Below are 243 nucleotides of genomic sequence, written 5' to 3' on the forward strand. Positions count from 1 at the left end.
CGCGTCGACGCGCTCTACCGCAGCATCATTCCCGCCGGCACCCACCGCGCTTCCAGCCTGCGCGTGGCCGAGGCCTCCAAGGTCATCGAGAACACCCAGCGCGACGCCAATATCGCCTTGATCAACGAGTTCGCGCTGATCTTCCAGCGCCTGGGCATCGACACCACCGAGGTGCTGGAAGCGGCCGGGACCAAGTGGAATTTCCTGCCGTTCCGGCCCGGCCTGGTCGGCGGCCACTGCATC

Annotated in this window: 1 protein-coding gene; it reads left to right on the forward strand. The window is 67.1% G+C overall.

The window, feature by feature from the left end; genetic code table 11:
• A partial coding sequence (locus HKX41_13015) for a Vi polysaccharide biosynthesis UDP-N-acetylglucosamine C-6 dehydrogenase TviB (GenBank protein NNC25054.1) occupies positions 1-243 on the forward strand: 243 nt, incomplete at both ends.

Source organism: Salifodinibacter halophilus, assembly GCA_012999515.1.
In the GTDB taxonomy this organism is placed as follows: domain Bacteria; phylum Pseudomonadota; class Gammaproteobacteria; order Nevskiales; family Salinisphaeraceae; genus Salifodinibacter; species Salifodinibacter halophilus.